Here is an 18,717-nt window from a genome sequence, read left to right on the forward strand (position 1 = left end):
AAAGAAAGTGAAAGCTTCTGTACTTTTGTTAAAAACCCTGTATAATAATTAGTTATCTTGGGTAACTAATTTACTTCTGTAATGGATAGTAATTGTCTAGAAATCATATGGAGGCAGGTGAGTAAGAAAAATGGAACAGAAAAAAGAACCATTATGGACAAAAGATTTTCTGCTTGTTTTTGGCGTGAACTTCTTATTGTTTTTAAGTTTTTATTTATTGGTAGTCATCATTCCGGTTTATGCAAAAGGGGAGTTTAATGCCTCCACCAGTATGGCCGGTTTGGCTTCCAGTATTTTTGTGGTCGGTGCATTGATGGGCCGGCTGTTCGGAGGATCAGCTATTGAACGGATAGGAAGAAAAAAACTGTTGTTTATCGGCTTGGCTGCGTTTCTCGTACTGACGCTATTGTATTTCATCATCAACAGTTTGGCCGTGCTCTTGTTTATCCGCCTCTTCCACGGTATCGCGTTTGCGCTGGCTTCTACAGCTACAGGCACGATAGCCGCTAGCCTGATTCCCAATTCCAGACGTGGGGAAGGGACGGGGTATTACGGCGTCAGCATTATCATCGCCTCTGCGATCGGACCGTTTATTGGTCTACTGATTACGGACCGTATTTCGGCAGAAGCCAATTTCATTATTTGTAGTGTGCTGGCGCTTGTCACTTTGCTTGCTGCATTGTTCATGAATATTCCGCGTCTTGTATTGACCGCTGAACAAATGAAAGAAATGAAAGGACTTAAATTGTCCAATTTTCTGGAACCAAAAGCTGTCCCAATTTCAATCATCAGTTTTGTCATGGCCTTGGGCTATTCAAGTGTACTCTCCTATCTGACCTTTTATGCCAAGGAAATAGATCTTGTCGAAGCCGCAAGCCTATTTTTTATTGTCTACGCTGTGGTGGTAATCCTGTCCAGACCGTTTACGGGCCGCTTATTTGACGTTAAAGGCGTCAATATTGTGATGTATCCGGCAATCATCGCTTATGCCATTGGCATGGTACTATTGAGCCAAGCACATAGCGGGATCATTCTGCTCCTTGCAGGCGTATTTATTGGTCTTGGATACGGTACATTGCAGTCCAGTTCTCAAGCCTTGGCGATTAAGCTATCGCCCGCACATCGAATGGGGCTGGCAACCTCCACTTTCTATATTTTTGTGGACATCGGCATCGGTTTTGGACCGTTTGCACTCGGGTTCATCACGCCGCTTGTCGGATTTAGGGGAATGTATTTATTGATAGCGGCCATGCTTGCTGCCAGCGTGGTTTTATACCATCTGCTGGTTGGCAGACAACAAAAGAACGGCTGGGAAAAAGCCGAAGGCGTCTCGGTCGAATAAAAAAAATCAATTGAACACTGTCTCATTTTAAAAGTGAACATCAAAACAGGCACTTTCCCGATAACGGGAAAAGTGCCTGTTTTTACATTAAAGTTTAAAGCAATTCATTTCTTATGCTTGCTTTTTCGGTGTAGCTTCGATAGTAGAAGCCACTTTAGCGATGACCAATTCACTGCCAAGCATTGGAGATTCTTTTGGTGGTTCATTGGAGTTTTCTTCCGGACGCTTATGGGATTGTTTGAAAGCGTCACTTGATTTCCAAGCTTCAAAGCTCTCAAGGTTCTCCCAATACATATTGACGTTCAATTCATCGTGTTCTTCCAAGTTCTGAGTGATGGTCGCTTCAACTTTAACGAAGCCTTCCATTTCCTGCAAAGCACCTGGACGAGTGAAGTTAGGAGCCATCTTTTCTGCAAATCCTTTTTTCATTTTAATGCGGTTGGTTACTACATACATTAAGAACCTCTCCTTTTCAGATTGTATTTTGTTTTTCACTGATATAAATTTTATCACATTCTTCAGATGGATGTGTGTACTGGCAGTGTGCATCTTCTTTCTCTACTCAATTTGATTAATGTTGATTATAATTGAAAGAATATTGAGGAATGGGGTTATGACATGGTGAAACAAAGAAAGCAGTTCAGTTGGATCGGCAGTGAGCATACATATATCGACCAAATGGACATACTGCCTTTGGGACATATGGTACTTGGCCGATTCGGTGGAAACTCGGCTGCCGGCCAGTCTAAAAATGAAGACGGCTGTCTGATTTGGTTGGAAGATAAAGAAGACTGGGAGTTCGTGATGGTTCTGGATGCGCATAATTCTGCCCAAAGTGCCGAATTAGTCATCAGTCAAGTTGAAAATCATAAAAAACAAATCGCTTCTCTACTGTCGGGTAAGGTCAGTGTTAGCTTGTTCAAGGGTATTGAAAACGTTCTGTTGCAGTTGTTTCAGGAGGATAGCTTTAAAGAAGATTGCCGGCAGGTGCAAGGCGAAACAGCTTGTTTGATAGTAGTCAGGAAAGGGAAATACCTCTACTGGTTTTCTGTCGGCGATTGCCTGTTATACCTTTTTCATCCCGAACTGGCCGCTTTTGGACAATACCAACTAAATCAGCGCCACTTCTATGAATGGGTCGGCCAAGTGAATACCTTTGCGCAAGAAGCTCCATGCTACAGCAGCGGAACCAGGGAGTTGCGGCAAGGCGAAAACCAGATCTTGCTGACGACAGACGGGTTGGTAGAGTGCCCAGGGGGGATATTTGCTGAACCCGAAAGTATCTGGCAGGAGTGCAAAGATACCGATACCGCAGCGGGCGTCGCTGCCTTACTTATCCAAAATCCAAAAAAACCACGTCCGTGACAGCACGACAGTGGTTTTCTGGAAAGTAAATATAGAGGAAGCAGCTAGTAAGGCCAGTAATCAATAGCTTTCACTTTTCTGCAAATGGACGGTGCAATTATACAATGAGCAATTCCACTGGCTTTCGGCATTTTTTAAAATCGTGATGGACGTATTGTCCATGGAAGTTTCCTGGAACTTCTCCGGCATAAGTTTTTTTAACGTCAAGCCGATCAACGCTCCGTGGCTGACAATCAGTACACGCTGTCCGCTGAAATTTTCCAGTATATCTTCAATGCACGCCAGTCCGCGATCGGCTGCCTCTTCTCGGCTTTCCATCGCCAAATCAAGTTCGCGCCAATCAGCTCCCCATTTTTCCAGACGTTCTTTTTCCGTCGTGCCTTCGATTTTGCCGCCGCTTCGTTCACGCAGCCGCGTGTCAAAATGGCTGACCGGCAAATGAAGCTTTTTGCCGATGATTTCCGCTGTCTCTTTGGCGCGGGACAAATCACTGGAGATGATCAGATCCCAATCCTCTTCTCTCGAAAGCCGTTCTGCAAGCGCATCGGCTTGCTGTCTGCCGGTTTCATTCAATGGAATATCCGCCGACCCTTGCGCGATGCCTTGTATGTTCCAATCCGTGATGCCATGCCGTACCAACCCAATTGTCGTCAATAAAGCCATCTCCTTTGGTGTGTTACTTAACAGGATAGCGAAATGCGTTTGTCAGAACAAGTTGAAAGAATAATAGGCCCTAAAAAAGGCTGCCGGAAGGGCAGCCTTTTTCGGAGTCATGCAGTTTTTCGTTTCTTTTCATTTTTATCAATTACAGTGGTTCCTACCAAGTCACCGGTTACGTTCAATGCCGTACAGCCCATCCCAACCAGTGCATCGATGGCCGTCAGCAACGCGACAGCTTCCATCGGCAAGCCCAGTTGGACGAAAACAGTGGCAATCATGACAATCCCAGCTCCCGGGACGCCGGCGGTTCCAATGGAAGCCAAAGTACCGACCAGCACAACCAGCAACATCTCGGAAAGACTTAAAGGATCTCCGACGAGGTTCGCGGCGAAGACGGCTGAAACGGCAATGCGGATGGCGGCTCCGTCCATATTGATGGTTGCGCCGAGCGGCAGGCTGAAGCCGTACAAGCTCTTGGACAGCCCTAGGTTTTTAGCGGCAGTCAACGTCAGCGGCAGCGTTCCAGAGCTGCTTTGAGTAACAAAAGCGGTCAGCATCGGTGTGCGCGCCTGCTTGAAAAATTGTCCCGGTTTGACTTTGAACAGTACCAAGATCAAGGTATACAACAAAATCTGGACGATCAAGGCAACGTAGAGGACGAGCACCATTTCACCAAGGGACAACAGTGTATCGAAGCCCTGGTTGCCGACAGTCTCTGCCATGATGGCAAAAATTCCAATCGGCACATACTGGAGAACGGCTTTTAAAACCAACAAAGTCAGTTCATTCAAGGCAGTGACGGTTTTATACAAATGATCGCCGAGACTTTCAAATTCACTGGATTGGCGCATATAGGACAGCGCGATGCCAAAAGCGAAAGCAGTGAAAATGATGCCAAGCAGATTAAGTTCCGTAAAAGCGGTGAAGATGTTGGAAGGGACGATGTTCAACAGAACACTGACAAGCCCTGGATTTTCCGGAACATCGAAAGTTTCATTGCTCTGCAGCTGCATGCCGGTTCCAGGCTGAAAGAAGCTGGCGACGGCCAAACCGACAATAATGGCAAACGCGGAACTGAGGGTATAGTAAATGAACACTTTACCGCCCATACGTCCGAGATCCCCAATCGAGGATTGGTTGATTCCGACCATCATGGTAAAAAGAATCAAAGGGATGATCAGAAAGGTCAGCAGATTCAGCAATAAGTCACCGAAGGGCGCTAACACAGCAGCCTGCTCTCCAAAGATAAGGCCGACAGCGATGCCGAGAATGAGTGCAATCGTGATTTTTAAAATTAATGAGGCATCGAGATACCGTTTCCATAAAGTTTTCATTTTCTCTCTCCTTTTCCAAGAAATAATAATTCTTATAAAATCTATCGGAATTGACTTCATTAACTTATACCAGGAGAAGGAGAGGTGTCAAAACCCCTGCTTCGCTTTCTGATAAAACGTTGCAGGTTCAATTCGGCCGTTTCAATCCGTTTTCCGATTTATCGAAGCAGCAGTAAAAGCAGGCAGCCTTGATGGAGGGCTGCCTGCTTGAGGTTAAAAATTAAAATTGTCCGGGTCTGGTCCAATACGCTTGTTTTCATTCAATGCCGAAATCCGTTCCATGTCTTCGTCTGTCAGTTCAAAATCAAAGACCTGTGAGTTTTGAATGATTCGGGCTTCTTTGATGGATTTTGGGATGGTCACCACGCCATTCTGCAGGTCCCAGCGAAGAATGACCTGTGCGACTGTTTTTTCAGTTTTCGCAGCGATCTCCACGAGCACCGGGTGATCCAGCAGCTTGCCTTGCATCAATGGGGACCAGGCTTCCAGTTGAATGTCGTGAGCTTTGCAGAATGTATGCAATTCCGCTTGCGTCAGGAAAGGGTGGTACTCCACTTGATCAACCATCGGGGTGATTTCCGCATCTTTCAGCAATTCCTCTAAATGATGGATATGAAAATTGCTGACGCCGATCGCTTTAACACGATTTTCTTTATACAAGGTTTCGAGTGCGCGCCATGCTTCTTTGTATTTCCCTTCAACTGGCCAATGGATCAAATAAAGATCCAAGTAATCCAAGCCCAGATTTTTCAGGCTGGTTTCATAGGCGGCAAGGGTCGACTCGTAGCCAAGATCGGAATTCCATACTTTTGAAGTGATAAAAAGTTCTTCTCTGGTAATGCCGGCTTCCGCCAATCCTTCACGGATGCCTTGGCCAACGCCTTCTTCATTGCCATAAGCGGCAGCTGTATCGATGCTGCGGTAGCCATTGATGATCGCGGTTCGGACTGCATCGATAACTTCCCCTCCTTCGCTGACTTTGAATACACCCAGACCGAACCAGGGCATGTTAACTCCGTTATGCAAAGTGGTGGTGTCTTGTAAGGTTTTCATTATTCTCATCCTCCATAAAATTAGTTGATTGATGTTTCATGTAAATTTCGTAAAATGGTTTTGCTGCTGGTTTCTTTGTTCTCAAGATGCCGGCTCCAGCCGCTCAATAAGACCGCACCGAACACCATGAGGGCGCCAATCCATGAAGTATGGATAAGCCCTATCGAATCGGCGACAACTCCACCGACAAATGCGCCGATGGCAATTCCTGCGTTAAATGCTGAAATGTTGATGGCTGATGCAACATCCACGGCAGTTGGTACATACCGTTCTGCCAGCATCACTGCATAAACTTGAAGGCCCGGAACATTCATGAAGGCGAAGAGGCCCATGACGATGATAGTGATTAACCCTGCAATTTTGAATGGAGCAGTGAAAGCCAAAATCAATAAAATGCCGGATTGGATCAAAAACATATAAAACAGTGCTTTGATCGGGTTCTGATTGGCCAGCTTTCCGCCAATTGTATTGCCGACGGCTATGGCAATGCCGTAGGCCACCAATATGAGAGTGACAGTTCCCGCCTGAAATCCTGTCACTTCCTGCAATAATGGCGACAGATAGGTGAATACTACAAAAGTTCCTCCATAACCAAGGGCTGTAATGCTGAAAACCAGCAACAGCCTGCCGTTCGTCACCAGTTTGACTTGATCCCGGAAAGAAGTACGGACAGCTTTTTTTAAGTCAGAAGGAATCCATATACTGTTTCCGATAAATGCAATGATGCCGATAACGACAATGGCCATAAAAGCAGCACGCCAGCCAAATTGCTGCCCAAGAAATGTACCAAAAGGAACACCGGTGACAGTAGCAACAGTCAAACCCGTAAACATAATCGCAATAGCACTGGCCCGCTTGTTATCAGGAACCAAATCTGCGGCGATAGTAGCACCGATAGCCATAAATACCCCATGGGCAAGAGCTGAAACTACCCTTGCTATCAATAATACGCTTACGGTAGTGGCAGTCGCTGCAAGTACATTGCCGATGATAAAGACCACCATAATCCATAGCAGCAAGGATTTTCTGGACATATTGGCAGTAACTGAAGTCAAGACAGGAGCACCGAACATTACGCCTAAGGCATACAGAGATACCGTCAGTCCGGCTGTCGTTACACTGATGGTTAAATCCTCCGCGATCATCGGCAACAGGCCGACACTGATGAATTCGGTGGTGCCGATGGCAAAGGCGCTGAGTGCCAGCGCCAATAAGGCTAAGTTGCTTCTTTTTTTATCTAGAGACATATTTTTCTCCTCCAACTAGTTTTTCTATCGATCAATTCCAATCGATAAATGTTAGTATGTGTTATGGAGTAAATTAAGGGAAGTACGCACTTTAAAGTGCTGTAGGTACTTTTTAGTACCTATAGAAAGGGGAGAAGGCCGTTGGACAAGAAATACAATATATCCGTAGAAGCGACACTGGAGGTCATCGGCGGGAAGTGGAAAACCGTCATTCTTTGCCATTTGATGCGCGGCAAAAAGCGGACCAGTGAATTAAAACGGCTCATGCCTGACATCACCCAAAAAATGCTGACCCAGCAATTGCGCGAATTGGAAGCAGACGGTGTCATCAACCGCATTGTCTATAACCAGGTCCCGCCAAAAGTGGAGTATGAGCTCAGTGAATACGGCATCAGTCTGGAAGGTATCCTAAATTCCCTTTGTTCTTGGGGAGATATGCACCTCACGAAAGTCTATGGAGACAAATCTGCAGTGTTGCAGGAAGGCATTTTGAACGAATAAACACTAAAATAATATGTACAAGCATTGGGGAAAAATGCTAGGATATAAAAAATAAAATGCCTTGAAGAGAAGAGTAGATCAATCCATTCTTTCCAGAGAGTTCCGGAAGCTGAAAAGGAACAAGAAGAAATGACCGAAGCAAAACTCTGAGCAGCACATCGGAACCGCTTTAAAGGGGATGGTGTGACAGGAGCTCCTGTTACAGAGCTAAAGTATAAGCAGGCAACCTACCGTACTTGATGAGTTCGATATGGTGACATGTCGAAACAACTGGAGTGGCACCGCGAAACCGATTCTCGCCTCCAAGACAATGGTCTTGGAGGTGGGATTTTTTTATTTTCCAAATAAAAAAGGGGAGCGGGGAATGAAGGATGAAAAATTGGAGAGCGCCAGTGATTATGCTGATGGCCATTGGAATAGCAAATATTGGAGCATGGATTTACCTGATCGCCATGAACCTGCTGGTGCTGGAGATGACAGGAGGATCGGCCCTGGCGGTTTATGCATTATTAGACATAGAAAGAGCAAAGCTCGACTATCCGACTGAAGTTAATAGATAGCAAATAAGCTGAGCGATAAAGCCTTCAACTGTAATCCTTTCTGCTTTGGACTGGTGTTAGGAGCCTAAAGGGTAGATAAATAAAAAGCTCGTTCCTTTATAGTAGGAACGAGCTTTTTCACGGCTATAACCGCTTGCGCGACATCGCTTCACGCATATCCTGAAGGGATTTTTTGCCTTCATTGCCGCGGGCGATCATCAGATTGGTATAGAGCGCATCAATCAAACTTAATTGCGCAATGCGGGATGACAAGGCTTCAGAACGGAAATCGGTTTCTTCTGACAGCGTGTATAGGGCGATATCCGCTTCTTTGGACAAAGGGGATTTGGCGAAATTGGTGACGCAAATGATGGTGACGCCTTTTTCTTTCAGAATCCGCAGCACATCCAGGACATCAGTGGTGGAGCCTGAATGGGAAATAACAATCGCCACATCGTCCGACTGGAGCTGGGAAGCGGCCATCAACTGCATATGAGAATCCAAATTCATGGAAACATGAAGACCTAAGCGGACGAATTTATGATAACCGTCCATGGCCACCATGGCTGAACCGCCATTTCCGTAAAAATCAATTTTCCGGGCGCTCATCAATTTTTCAATTGCCGAATTCATCGCTTCTGCATCAACAATCTGAAGGGTATCCTCAAGCGTTTTGATATTGGAGCGGAATACTTTTTCAGTGACAGCACTGATGCTGTCGCCTTCTTCAATTTTTTCATGAATGTCCTTTAAAGGAGCCACAACTTCTGCGGCGAGCGAAATCTTAAAAGCCTGGAAGCCCTTAAAACCAATCCGTTGGCAAAAGCGGAAGATGGTTGATTCAGCCAGCCCCAGATCATCGGCAATCTGGTTAATGGTCAAATGAATGATATTTTTTGGATCGTTCAAAACATAATCGGCGATCTTTTTTTCTTTTTCACTGAAATGGCGGTAACTACCGCGTATGGCAGCCAGCGCAAATTGCTGTTCTTTCATGATCCGCGCCTCGTTTCTAGGGAAGTATTTTTATCTATTATACTTTAACATGTTGCGTACGGAAAAATATTTGATACAATGGACGAAATAAGGAAAAAAATTCTTTTATTCTGAAGGAGGATTCCACAATGGAAATTGGAATTATTGGGTTAGGCAAAATGGGATTGAACTTGGCACTGAATTTAACGGATCATGGCCACAAAGTTATCGGTTACGACAGCTACGCAGCAATTGAAGAAAGCGGTTTCACGCAAGCTTCTTCTATTGAAAAAATGGTGAAAGAGCTGAAAGCTCCCCGTACGCTTTGGCTGATGGTGCCGGCTGGCGAAATCACCGAATCAGTTATCGGACAATTAATGCCTTTGCTTGAAGAAGGAGATACCATCATTGATGGCGGAAATTCGAACTACAAAGACACAGTGCGACGGGCGGCGACTTTGAAAGAGCACGGCCTCTTCTTTTTTGACTGCGGAACGAGCGGAGGAACTGAAGGAGCCCGCCACGGGATTTGTGCAATGATCGGCGGCGATGCAGAAAAATTCAAAACCATCGAACCGCTATTGAAGGATATTTCTGTACCGGATGGCTATTTGTATACAGGCGAAGCGGGCAGCGGACATTTCCTGAAAATGATCCACAACGGCATTGAATACGGCATGATGCAGTCGATTGCGGAAGGGTTTGACATCCTCAACAAAAGCCCGTTCGACTTTGATTACGAAAAAGTGGCTGACGTTTGGAACCACGGATCCATCATCAGTTCATATTTGATGGAAATGACGAAAAACGCATTTTCAAAAGACGCCAAACTGGAAAGCATCAAAGGTGTCATGAATTCTTCAGGTGAAGGCAAATGGACTGTAGAAACGGCGCTTGACTTGAATGTTCCGGCACCGGTTATCACCTTGTCGCTCATGATGCGCTATCGCTCATTGGAAGAGGATACCTTTGCAGGAAAAGTCGTGGCAGCACAACGCAATGAATTCGGCGGCCATGCAGTAGAGAAGAAATAATACTTGGTTTAATCAGCAATTAGCGATTGCCCAAAGTAGTTTGTGCAGACATGCGCTGGCGCATCCGGGGGATGAACGCCAGCCAGGCTAAAAGTGAAGGAAATAATTTCTGATCCAGCTGAACAGGCTGGAGCTACATAATAAGGGGGAGAAGATTTGTCAGGTTCAATGTTGATCATGGTCGCACTTGCAGGTATATTCTTATTATTATTTTTGGTCATCCGAACTAAATTGCATGCCTTTGTGGCTTTGCTGCTGGTCAGTTTGCTGGTGGGGATAGCCGCTGGCATGCCGCTTGGCGAAGTGATTAATTCCATCCAAAACGGCATGGGCGGCACACTCGGCTTTGTTGCGGTAGTGGTCGGCCTGGGTGCCATGTTCGGTAAAATGCTGGAAGTGTCGGGTGGTGCAGAACGTTTGGCCGCTACGATGATCAGCAAATTCGGTGAAGACAAAGCGCAATGGGCGCTGGGCGTCACCGGCTTTATCGTGGCGATTCCGGTATTTTTCGATGTCGGTTTCATTATTTTGGTGCCGATCGTTTACGGTTTGGCAAGAAAAACGGGCAAGTCGCTGTTGCATTACGGGATTCCGCTATTGGCAGGATTGGCCGTTACACACAGTTTTATTCCGCCGACTCCGGGACCGATTGCGGTTGCGGAACTGGTCGGGGCAGAACTTGGATGGGTCATTCTGTTTGGGGTACTTGCGGGGATTCCGGCGATGATTTTAGCCGGACCGGTATTCGGGCGTTTCATCGGCAAAAAGATTCATATTGCCATCCCCGATTACATGGAGTTGGAAGAAAAAGAATACGATAAAGAGTTGCCGAGCTTTGGCATGATCACATCGTTGATCCTGATTCCTCTGGTTCTCATCCTATTGAATACTTTATCCGGTGTTTTACTGAATGAAGGAAATATGGTGCGTGAAATCCTGACATTCCTCGGGCATCCTTTCGTGGCATTGACGATTGCGACGATGTTGACGTTCTATTTGCTCGGGACAAAGCGCGGCTATTCGCGTCAGGAAGTGCAGGATATTGCCACCAAAGCGCTTGAACCTGCCGGGATCATCATCCTCGTAACAGGCGCAGGCGGTGTTTTCAAGCAAGTGCTGATCGACTCCGGTGTCGGTGATGTGTTGGGTGAGATGATGGGGGATTCGGCTTTGCCGCCAATCGTTCTGGCATTTTTGATTGCGACTGCCGTGCGTGTAGCGCAAGGTTCCGCAACGGTTGCCATGGTGACTGCGGCCGGTTTGATCACACCGCTTCTTGAAATGGTCGGCATGACCGGACCGGCTTTGGGCTTGATCGTTATTGCCATTGCTTCAGGCGCAACGGTCTTGTCCCACGTCAACGACTCAGGTTTCTGGCTCGTTAACCGTTACTTCGGCATGGACGTCAAAGATACCTTGAAATCCTGGACCGTCATGGAAACCATTATCGGTCTTACCGGGTTCGTGGTAGTGTTGATCATAAGCTTTTTTATCTAAATTAAACCTGAAGAGAAAAAGGAGTGATTCCTTTTTCTTTTTCTGCTATATAGAGGAGGGCTCTTATGCCTGAACAGTCATATTATTTGGGAGTAGACATCGGTACCACTTCCACAAAAGCCGTTTTGTTCAACAAAGCGGGCGCAGTATTAGAAGCCGATACCGTTTTTTATGCCCTGGAAACGCCAAGTCCACTGATTGCGGAACAAGATCCGGAAGAAATTTTTCGTGCAGTATTGACCGCTGTGCGCAAAACCATCCGCCAAAGCGGCATTGACGTGCAACAGCTGAAACTGGTGTCATTCAGTTCAGCGATGCACAGCCTGATTGCGGTGGATACGGCGGGAAATCTGCTGACACAAAGCATCACCTGGGCAGACACAAGAAGCTCGAAGCATGCCAAGCACATAAAAGCACAGCTGAACGGCCATGAAATCTACTTGCGTACGGGGACACCGATCCATGCGATGTCGCCGCTCTCAAAGTTGGTCTGGCTGAAAGAGGACAAGCCGGAAGTATATGCGCAGGCAGCGAAATTCATTGGCATCAAAGAGTTTGTGTTCCACCATTTATTCGGCGAATACGTCATCGACCATTCCATTGCTTCGGCAACCGGGCTCTTCAACCTCCAGCAGCTGAATTGGGATGAAGAAGCGTTGGCAGTGGCTGGTGTTGCGCCTGCGCAATTGTCGCGGCCGGTTCCGACAACGCACCAATTGAGAGGACTCGCTCCGGAACATGCCTTGTTTATGGGAATTCCGGAAGAGATTCCGTTTATCATCGGCGCAAGCGATGGCGTCTTGGCGAACCTTGGCGTTGATGCCATTGAACCAGGTGTACTGGCCGTCACAATCGGCACGAGCGGCGCTATCCGCACCGTGACTTCGGAACCGAAAACGGATCCGAAAGGGCGGACTTTCTGCTATGCATTGACTGAAAACCACTGGGTGGTCGGCGGGCCTGTCAACAATGGCGGCATCGTCCTGCGCTGGCTGCGGGATGAGTTCGCTTCATCCGAAGTGGAAACGGCGAAACGCCTCGGCATCGATTCCTATGACGTGCTGACGAAAATTGCCGAGGGCGTCAATCCTGGAGCAGACGGCTTGTTGTTCCATCCGTATTTGACTGGGGAACGGGCGCCATTATGGGACTCGAATGCCCGCGGATCGTTTTTCGGGCTCAGCATCCATCACAAAAAACAGCATATGATCCGTTCTGTGCTGGAAGGCATTGTCTTTAACTTGTATACAGTGCTGCTGGCTGTCGAAGAACTTACCGGGGAACCGGTGCGCATCCAGGCATCAGGCGGCTTTGCCCGTTCGGAAATGTGGCGCCAATTGCTTGCCGATGTGTTCGGCAAGCCGGTAGTCATTCCGGAGAGCTTCGAGAGCTCCTGCCTTGGCGCTGTCGTTCTCGGCATGTACGCCACAGGGGAAATCGAGGATTTCAGTATCGTCTCCGAAATGATCGGCCAAACGCACACGCATGAGCCAGATGAAGCGGTGGCAGGCGTCTATCGGGAGCTATTGCCGATTTATATCCGCTTATCACGCCTGCTGACAGAAGAATACGAAAGCATTTCAGACTTCCAGCGGAAGCATTTGGAATGAGACGCGGCATCCGGGACCAGAAAGCTGGTTTCGGGTGTTTTTTAGGTTGATTGGTTGGAAATATTTTCTTTATTTATTCTAATAGAATCGGAAATTGCTTTTGCCTAATCTTATGCACGCTCAGCAAATTATATGCACGTTCAACATAAAATGCGAATGCTTGGCAATCTTTACGCACGTTTAAAATAAAATACGCACGCTCTGCAGAATATATTCCTGTAATAAATCAAACAATCAGAAAACAACTAAAAATATCTATAATTTTCCAAACCCGCATGATACGATAAAGACAAACTTCAAACTATGGGGAGTTACTCCTCAAGATGGAACAACAGTGCTTAATCATTCAACATCAAGGGGGATGTACGGATGGAATTTGATGCGATTATTGTGGGGGCAGGCCTTGCGGGGCTTGTGGCGGCAGCGGAAATCGCTGACGCAGGCAAAACAGTATTGCTGTTGGATCAGGAGCCGGAAGCGTCTTTTGGCGGACAGGCGTGGTGGTCGTTTGGCGGCCTGTTTTTAATCGATTCGCCTGAACAGCGGCGCATGGGCATCAACGATTCAAAAGAATTGGCTTGGCAGGATTGGCTTGGGGCAGCCGGTTTCGACCGGGAGCAGGATGAAGATTACTGGGGAAAGAAATGGGCGGAGGCTTATGTGGATTTTGCAGCAAATGAAAAGCGGAGCTGGCTCGCCGGAATGGGCGTCAGATTCTTTCCAGTCGTTGGCTGGGCTGAACGCGGCGGTTATTTGGCGGAAGGGCACGGCAATTCGGTGCCGCGCTTCCATATCGTCTGGGGAACAGGACCGGGAATCGTTGAGCCGTTTGAACGGCGGGTACGCGAACATATGAAGAACGGACTGATTGATTATCGGCCGAGACATCAAGTGGATGAATTGCTCACCAAAGATGGAGTGGTGACCGGTGTAGTGGGGTCGCTGCTGGAGCTTAGCGATGCCCAGCGGGGAGAAGTCAGTTCGCGGCAAGTAGTCGCCAATTTCCGATGCGAAGCAAAGGCCGTCGTCGTTACAAGCGGCGGCATCGGAGGCAACCATGACTTGATCCGGAAAAACTGGCCGAGCCGCATGGGTAAGGCGCCGGAAGCCATGTTGTCTGGAGTACCCGAGCATGTCGATGGCAGGATGCTCGCCATTACGGAAAAAGCTGGCGGGCGCATCGTCAACCGGGACCGGATGTGGCATTATACCGAAGGCATCAAGAATTGGAATCCGGTCTGGAGCAAACACGGCATCCGGATTCTGCCGGGGCCATCTTCCATGTGGTTCGATGCCACAGGGGAACGTTTTCCCTCACCGAATTTTCCAGGGTTCGATACGCTTGGAACACTCGAGACCATCCAGAAGACCGGCTATAGCTATTCCTGGTTCATTTTGACGCAAAAAATCATCGAAAAGGAATTTGCGCTATCAGGTTCGGAACAAAATCCGGATTTGACGGGCAAAAGCATTCCACAGGTATTATCGCGTGTCCGTGCCGGAGCGACGGCACCGGTGCAGGCCTTTATGGACAAAGGGGAAGATTTTATTGTAGCGGATACACTCGAGGAACTGGTCAAAGGAATGAACAGCCTGACTGGGGAAGAGCTATTAGATTTTGAACGAATCAAAGAACAGATCGAAGCGCGTGACCGCCAGCTCGACAATCCCTTCTCCAAAGATTTGCAGATCACAGCGATGCGCGGCGCACGGAACTACCGGGGAGACCGGCTGATCCGCGTAGCGGCACCTCATAAATTGCTGGACCGCAAAAAAGGGCCGCTTATTGCGGTTCGCCTGAATATTGTCAGCCGCAAAACCTTGGGCGGCCTGCAGACGGACTTATCCGCCCGAGTGTTGAATGAAGCCGGAGAGCCGGTGCCTGGTCTGTATGCCGCTGGAGAAGTAGCGGGATTCGGCGGTGGCGGTGTCCACGGCTACCGGTCATTGGAAGGAACTTTTCTTGGCGGATGCCTGTTTTCGGGCAGAGTAGCAGGCAGAGCTGTGGCTCAAAGGGGAGGTTCTTGAAGTGTTGTTTGAAGGCATAGGATGGCGCGTGATTCTTTTTATAATGGGAGTCGGAGCCAGTACTTTCTTAGTGAATTCAGTCTTGCGAAGAATTTTCGGGGTGGAGAGAAAACCGTTCTTTTCCAAAGATGAAGAGTATGAGGGCCAGAAAAAGTGGGACAGGATATTTAACGGGCTATCCGCGGTTGCGGCGTTTTCCGTGCCGTTGCTGGTCTACGAATACGGCGCTGCCAGCCTTTATGTTTTGTCGATTTCGATTGTCATCGGCGCAGTCCAGCTGATAATCCGCGCAGCATTTCAGAAAAAGCATGCAGAAAACCCGCATGAGTATATGTACACCTTATTGGAATCGCTTACGGGTGCCGTTATTTTCGTTACTTTTGGGTTAAGTTTATTCCCTGAGTTTTTGGAATACGTCTACAATATCTAAACGGATTGGAGGAGAGAAGAATGGGAGATATAATCGCCGCAATCTTTATTTTAGTACCCGCTTTTATTGCTGCATTCGCATTGAGATGGATCAGAATCATGCGCATCAATTCAGAAAAACAGGTGGAGCAGAATGAAGAAATCATTAGCTTGCTGAAAGCGGGCGCACGGGAAGGCAACCGTTAAAGCCGCAAACTTGTTTCACGTGGAACTTTGTCACGCAAAGGAGTGATCCAGTGAAAGGCGAAAAGGTGTACGTCAGGTTTTTGCGTTCCTCCGATGCAGCGGAAAAGCTAAAACTTGAGATAGAAAACAGGGGGTTTTTCGAGGCGTACGCGATGACCCGTTACCCTGACTTTTATACGCTTCCGCTTCAGCGGGAATTGATTGAAATTTATGCGGAGCAGAAAGAAGATGACCAGGCTTACAGCTTTGGAATCTTCGAAAATGAAACAGATCGATTGGTTGGAACCATCAGTCTCGTGCAGGTGATGCGGGGGCCGCTTCAAAGTGCAGTTCTCGGATATGCCCTCGATCAGAAACATAATAATAAAGGCTATACCACGGAAGCGGTAGAGCTGGTTGTAGGCTATGCTTTTCGGAAGCTGGCGCTGCACCGCATTGAAGCGGGTGTCATGCCGGGAAATGATGCATCTATTCGGGTTCTGGAAAAAGCTGGTTTCCACAAGGAAGGAATTGCGTTGCAGAACGTCCAGATAAACGGTGAATGGCAGGATCATCAAGTGCTGGCCATCATCAATCCGCGGGATCTCTGAAAGACAGAAGTGAGAGAAGGGTGGTTCTATGCACATTCAATCAGATAGGCTCCAGTTCCGAAATTATACAGATGAAGATTTCCAGTTTTTATGGTCGCTGTTAGCCGATCCGGAAATGATCCGCTATATCGGCAAAGGGCAGACGCGAAATAAAAGCGAAGCTCTCGAATTCCTCTACTGGATTTATCGTTACTATAAAGAAAATCCGAAGAGTGGCTTAATGCTGCTGGTACGGAAAGAAGACGGCAAGCGAATCGGCCATGCCGGACTGGTGGCTCAGACCATCGAAGGAATTGATGAATTGGAGGTTGGCTATTGGGTAGCTAAGGAATTTTGGGGCCAGGGTTACGCCAAAGAAGCGGCAGAGGCTTTGCGCGACTATGGGCTGCATCAGTTAGGAGAAAAACGCCTCATTTCTTTGATTCAGCCAAGGAACACCGCTTCACACAAAGTGGCACAGCATATCGGCATGACAATAGAGAAAGAAGTTATCCTGTCCGGACAAAACGTCTGTGTCTACGCAATTGAAAAGGAGGGACAAAATGGACTTCCCGCAATTGGAAACGGAAAGGCTGTTGTTAAACAGGATTGAGGAACGTGACGCTGAAAGGTTCTTTGATATCATGTCGCGCGATGAAGTAACAATTTATTGCGGCATGGATAGTCTGGTCCACTCCGAAGAGGCTGTTGAAATGATCCGTTCCTTCCAAACCAGTTTCAATTTAAAAAGAGGAATGCGTTGGGCAATTCGTCTGAAGGAGACTGGCGATTTTATCGGAACTATCGGTTTGAACAATTTGTATCTGGGCTCCAAAAAAGCGGAAATCGGCTATGAACTGCATCCGGATTATTGGCGCCAGGGGTTCACGCAAGAAGCGATTCGCGGCGTATTAAGCTACGCTTTTGCAGAACTTGGCCTGTACCGGATCGGAGCTGTGACCTTTCCGGAAAACAAGTCATCAAACCGGCTGTTGGAAAAGCTAGGCTTTACGTGGGAAGGGCGATTGCGTGGCTATCTGCATCAGCGCAAGCAATCCCATGACGCTTTTATTTTCTCCATTCTCAGCAGGGAATGGATAGGGGAAGAAAAAGTTGAATGATGAACAGGGAATTTTAAGGAAGGAGGAAAGAGCTTGATCGTTGAAGCGCTCCTATTATGTTTGGGTTATATTGTCGTCAACTTTTTTATAAGGCGTTATGTAAGAAAACACTGGGACATTACAGAGCGCAAAGAATGGTTGTATTGGCCCTTGAACCGGATTCATGCATTGGTTGAAGCATTCTTGATGATTGCTTTCCTGGTCGGGGCATTCACGTTGGGGAATCAATTAATGGGGACCATCAATTGGGTGTATTACCTTTTTCTCTTTTTCTTCATCAGTCTGGTCAGTCGCGCTTTTATGGAATGGAAATACGCTAAAAGCGATAATATGTGGATCAGCCAATTATCGGAAGCAGGTATTGTGGCAATCCTGTTGCTCAGTTTCTTTGTACTCCCCTAAAGGGGAATCAATTTCGGCCTCTTTTTTGAACGGCTGTAGAGGGTTTAATGCCCGAGGATAGGGGAATAGCAACTTCAATATGCTCCATCCCACCGAAAGGAGAGAGGCCATTATGAAGAAAGAAAAGACTACTGAATCAGAAGTAAGTGGTTATATTTCAGGGTTATTCCGGACGCATTTCGGGAAAGGCCCAGCCTCCGTATTCGTTGCGATCCGTAAACCGTTCGTTGTCATTCATTTGCGTGAATTCCTGGCTCCGACTGAAAAAGTACTGATGAGCCAAAAAGAATCGGTCAGAGTACAAGAAATCAGGGGTTTGCTTATGAGAGATTTGAAAGAACAAATTAAGTTGGATTTGCTGAAGTCAGCGGAACTGGAAATCAAAGAAATTCATGCGGATTGGAATTTGGAAAATAAAACCGGGTTATTGATTCTGGTGTTGAATGGAGAAGCTGAAGAAAAAGCGCAGGAATGGCCGAAAGATATCGACAAAAAAGCTTTTTATCAAGAAGTGGCGGATGCCAGCAAGAAAGCTCAAAAAGAACCGGATAAGACAGAAGTCGTTTGGCTGAATGAGCGGACGGTATTGATCCGAAGAGAAGGAATTTTGATTGAGATTGAAAAGGAATTGATCAGGAATAACTTCACGGAACAATTGAAATTGGCCAAGCGCCCACTGGAAGCAAAACTCATCTATAATTCCTCGTTGGAGCAGCTGCTAAACAGGAAAATAACCGAGGCCTTTACCGATTGGGATTTTAAAGACGATATCGGTTACATGGTGCTGCTGATTGAAGCGAAAAAGTGAACAAGAAATCCTGAATA

21 protein-coding genes and 1 other annotated feature are annotated in these 18,717 nt (G+C 47.1%); of the genes, 15 read left to right on the forward strand and 6 right to left on the reverse strand.

Annotated elements, in window-relative coordinates:
• The first annotated feature begins 130 nt into the window (after positions 1-130).
• The gene (locus H9630_RS06105; RefSeq protein WP_191714626.1) at positions 131-1,342 is read left to right on the forward strand and encodes an MFS transporter; all 1,212 of its coding nucleotides are present in this window, start codon (positions 131-133) and stop codon (positions 1,340-1,342) included.
• A gap of 111 nt (positions 1,343-1,453) precedes the next feature.
• Here H9630_RS06105 and H9630_RS06110 read toward each other — a convergent pair whose 3' ends face one another.
• The gene (locus tag H9630_RS06110; protein ID WP_191714627.1) at positions 1,454-1,798 is read right to left on the reverse strand and encodes a heme oxygenase; all 345 of its coding nucleotides are present in this window, start codon (positions 1,796-1,798) and stop codon (positions 1,454-1,456) included.
• A gap of 162 nt (positions 1,799-1,960) precedes the next feature.
• On the opposite strand from H9630_RS06110, the gene H9630_RS06115 reads away from it, so the two are divergent.
• Positions 1,961-2,707, forward strand: a complete 747-nt coding sequence (locus H9630_RS06115) for a protein phosphatase 2C domain-containing protein (RefSeq protein ID WP_318247984.1) — start codon at positions 1,961-1,963, stop codon at positions 2,705-2,707.
• A gap of 60 nt (positions 2,708-2,767) precedes the next feature.
• On the opposite strand, the gene H9630_RS06120 is transcribed toward H9630_RS06115, so the two are convergent.
• From H9630_RS06120 to H9630_RS06135, 4 genes are all read right to left on the reverse strand, one after another.
• Positions 2,768-3,361, reverse strand: coding sequence for a histidine phosphatase family protein (locus H9630_RS06120; RefSeq protein ID WP_191714628.1), 594 nt, complete (start codon positions 3,359-3,361; stop codon positions 2,768-2,770).
• A 116-nt stretch (positions 3,362-3,477) separates the two neighbouring features.
• Positions 3,478-4,701, reverse strand: coding sequence for a dicarboxylate/amino acid:cation symporter (locus H9630_RS06125; protein ID WP_191714629.1), 1,224 nt, complete (start codon positions 4,699-4,701; stop codon positions 3,478-3,480).
• Positions 4,702-4,914: 213 nt separating this feature from the next.
• On the reverse strand, positions 4,915-5,757 hold the full coding sequence (locus H9630_RS06130) for an aldo/keto reductase (RefSeq protein WP_191715068.1): 843 nt from the start codon (positions 5,755-5,757) through the stop codon (positions 4,915-4,917).
• 17 nt (positions 5,758-5,774) lie between these two features.
• Entirely contained in the window at positions 5,775-7,001 is a 1,227-nt protein-coding gene (locus H9630_RS06135) for an MFS transporter (RefSeq protein WP_191714630.1), read from the reverse strand.
• Between the two features lie 141 nt (positions 7,002-7,142).
• On the opposite strand from H9630_RS06135, the gene H9630_RS06140 reads away from it, so the two are divergent.
• Positions 7,143-7,502, forward strand: a complete 360-nt coding sequence (locus H9630_RS06140; protein ID WP_191714631.1) for a winged helix-turn-helix transcriptional regulator — start codon at positions 7,143-7,145, stop codon at positions 7,500-7,502.
• A 52-nt stretch (positions 7,503-7,554) separates the two neighbouring features.
• Positions 7,555-7,809: a binding site (T-box leader), on the forward strand.
• Between the two features lie 64 nt (positions 7,810-7,873).
• Entirely contained in the window at positions 7,874-8,062 is a 189-nt protein-coding gene (locus H9630_RS06145) for a hypothetical protein (protein ID WP_191714632.1), read from the forward strand.
• 123 nt (positions 8,063-8,185) lie between these two features.
• Here H9630_RS06145 and H9630_RS06150 read toward each other — a convergent pair whose 3' ends face one another.
• Positions 8,186-9,037: a MurR/RpiR family transcriptional regulator gene (locus H9630_RS06150; RefSeq protein ID WP_191714633.1), complete on the reverse strand. Its 852-nt coding sequence runs from the start codon at positions 9,035-9,037 to the stop codon at positions 8,186-8,188.
• Between the two features lie 128 nt (positions 9,038-9,165).
• Between H9630_RS06150 and gnd the strand changes: the two genes are divergently transcribed.
• The 11 genes from gnd to H9630_RS06205 all read left to right on the forward strand — a co-directional run bounded on the left by gnd (position 9,166) and on the right by H9630_RS06205 (position 18,700).
• On the forward strand, positions 9,166-10,050 hold the full coding sequence (gene gnd, locus H9630_RS06155) for a phosphogluconate dehydrogenase (NAD(+)-dependent, decarboxylating) (RefSeq protein ID WP_191714634.1): 885 nt from the start codon (positions 9,166-9,168) through the stop codon (positions 10,048-10,050).
• A 156-nt stretch (positions 10,051-10,206) separates the two neighbouring features.
• Positions 10,207-11,547 (forward strand): GntT/GntP/DsdX family permease, encoded by a 1,341-nt coding sequence (locus H9630_RS06160; RefSeq protein ID WP_191714635.1) that lies wholly within the window; start codon positions 10,207-10,209, stop codon positions 11,545-11,547.
• A 65-nt stretch (positions 11,548-11,612) separates the two neighbouring features.
• A complete protein-coding gene (gene gntK / locus H9630_RS06165; RefSeq protein ID WP_191714636.1) occupies positions 11,613-13,157 on the forward strand; it encodes a gluconokinase in 1,545 nt (514 codons plus the stop codon).
• Positions 13,158-13,526: 369 nt separating this feature from the next.
• The gene (locus H9630_RS06170; RefSeq protein ID WP_191714637.1) at positions 13,527-15,185 is read left to right on the forward strand and encodes an FAD-binding dehydrogenase; all 1,659 of its coding nucleotides are present in this window, start codon (positions 13,527-13,529) and stop codon (positions 15,183-15,185) included.
• Position 15,186: 1 nt separating this feature from the next.
• Positions 15,187-15,615 (forward strand): DUF4181 domain-containing protein, encoded by a 429-nt coding sequence (locus H9630_RS06175; protein WP_191714638.1) that lies wholly within the window; start codon positions 15,187-15,189, stop codon positions 15,613-15,615.
• Positions 15,616-15,635: 20 nt separating this feature from the next.
• Entirely contained in the window at positions 15,636-15,800 is a 165-nt protein-coding gene (locus tag H9630_RS06180; protein ID WP_191714639.1) for a hypothetical protein, read from the forward strand.
• A gap of 50 nt (positions 15,801-15,850) precedes the next feature.
• Positions 15,851-16,390, forward strand: a complete 540-nt coding sequence (locus H9630_RS06185) for a GNAT family N-acetyltransferase (protein ID WP_191714640.1) — start codon at positions 15,851-15,853, stop codon at positions 16,388-16,390.
• Positions 16,391-16,418: 28 nt separating this feature from the next.
• On the forward strand, positions 16,419-16,982 hold the full coding sequence (locus H9630_RS06190; RefSeq protein WP_191714641.1) for a GNAT family N-acetyltransferase: 564 nt from the start codon (positions 16,419-16,421) through the stop codon (positions 16,980-16,982).
• Positions 16,933-17,490 carry a GNAT family N-acetyltransferase gene (locus H9630_RS06195; protein WP_191714642.1) on the forward strand — a complete coding sequence of 186 codons (558 nt, stop codon included), beginning with the start codon at positions 16,933-16,935 and terminating at the stop codon, positions 17,488-17,490. The genes H9630_RS06190 and H9630_RS06195 overlap by 50 nt, the downstream gene beginning before the upstream one ends.
• A gap of 33 nt (positions 17,491-17,523) precedes the next feature.
• Positions 17,524-17,892 carry a DUF4181 domain-containing protein gene (locus tag H9630_RS06200; protein ID WP_191714643.1) on the forward strand — a complete coding sequence of 123 codons (369 nt, stop codon included), beginning with the start codon at positions 17,524-17,526 and terminating at the stop codon, positions 17,890-17,892.
• Between the two features lie 112 nt (positions 17,893-18,004).
• Complete coding sequence (locus H9630_RS06205) at positions 18,005-18,700, forward strand: Na-translocating system protein MpsC family protein (protein WP_191714644.1); 696 nt, start codon at positions 18,005-18,007, stop codon at positions 18,698-18,700.
• The last annotated feature ends 17 nt before the right edge of the window (positions 18,701-18,717 follow it).

Source organism: Planococcus wigleyi (assembly GCF_014836985.1).
GTDB lineage: Bacteria > Bacillota > Bacilli > Bacillales_A > Planococcaceae > Planococcus > Planococcus notacanthi.

Bases quoted from the DNA above. Each gene is read 5' to 3' on its own strand.
- H9630_RS06105 (WP_191714626.1), top strand. From the start codon at position 131: ATGGAACAGAAAAAAGAACCATTATGGACAAAAGATTTTCTGCTTGTT.
- H9630_RS06110 (WP_191714627.1), bottom strand. From the start codon at position 1,798: ATGTATGTAGTAACCAACCGCATTAAAATGAAAAAAGGATTTGCAGAA.
- H9630_RS06115 (WP_318247984.1), top strand. From the start codon at position 1,961: ATGGTGAAACAAAGAAAGCAGTTCAGTTGGATCGGCAGTGAGCATACA.
- H9630_RS06125 (WP_191714629.1), bottom strand. From the start codon at position 4,701: ATGAAAACTTTATGGAAACGGTATCTCGATGCCTCATTAATTTTAAAA.
- H9630_RS06135 (WP_191714630.1), bottom strand. From the start codon at position 7,001: ATGTCTCTAGATAAAAAAAGAAGCAACTTAGCCTTATTGGCGCTGGCA.
- H9630_RS06145 (WP_191714632.1), top strand. From the start codon at position 7,874: ATGAAAAATTGGAGAGCGCCAGTGATTATGCTGATGGCCATTGGAATA.
- H9630_RS06150 (WP_191714633.1), bottom strand. From the start codon at position 9,037: ATGAAAGAACAGCAATTTGCGCTGGCTGCCATACGCGGTAGTTACCGC.
- gnd (WP_191714634.1), top strand. From the start codon at position 9,166: ATGGAAATTGGAATTATTGGGTTAGGCAAAATGGGATTGAACTTGGCA.
- gntK (WP_191714636.1), top strand. From the start codon at position 11,613: ATGCCTGAACAGTCATATTATTTGGGAGTAGACATCGGTACCACTTCC.
- H9630_RS06170 (WP_191714637.1), top strand. From the start codon at position 13,527: ATGGAATTTGATGCGATTATTGTGGGGGCAGGCCTTGCGGGGCTTGTG.
- H9630_RS06180 (WP_191714639.1), top strand. From the start codon at position 15,636: ATGGGAGATATAATCGCCGCAATCTTTATTTTAGTACCCGCTTTTATT.
- H9630_RS06190 (WP_191714641.1), top strand. From the start codon at position 16,419: ATGCACATTCAATCAGATAGGCTCCAGTTCCGAAATTATACAGATGAA.
- H9630_RS06195 (WP_191714642.1), top strand. From the start codon at position 16,933: ATGGACTTCCCGCAATTGGAAACGGAAAGGCTGTTGTTAAACAGGATT.
- H9630_RS06205 (WP_191714644.1), top strand. From the start codon at position 18,005: ATGAAGAAAGAAAAGACTACTGAATCAGAAGTAAGTGGTTATATTTCA.